We start from the raw sequence: 252 nt of genomic DNA, 5'->3' as shown, positions 1-252 counted from the left end.
CCGTAAGCCAAGCAAAGCCAACCAATTAAAAATAACGTTCCGCCAATTGGCGTTACCCACACAAGGAATTTGCCTGCTCCAAGGGCAAGTGCATAAAGACTGCCGCTAAAAAGAAGAATACCGTACGCCCAAGTCCCTGCAGCGAAATTAGCCATTTTGTTGGTAAACAATGCTTCACGGCATAATTGCAAAATGCCAATCGCAAAAATCGCAATGGTGTGGAACATTTGATATCTCACACCTGTTTCAATC

1 protein-coding gene is annotated in these 252 nt (G+C 44.0%); it reads right to left on the bottom strand.

Annotation, left to right across the window (positions count from 1 at the left end):
• Positions 1 to 227: DUF423 domain-containing protein (locus ACTHSX_RS10765; protein WP_440379683.1), on the bottom strand; the 227-nt coding region annotated here is incomplete at its 3' end.
• Between the last annotated feature and the right edge of the window lie 25 nt (positions 228 to 252).

Origin of the sequence: Neisseria sp. P0014.S002 (genome assembly GCF_051958295.1) — a bacterium.
Lineage (GTDB): Bacteria > Pseudomonadota > Gammaproteobacteria > Burkholderiales > Neisseriaceae > Neisseria > Neisseria flavescens_B.
This window is presented reverse-complemented; position numbering and strand designations above follow the sequence as displayed.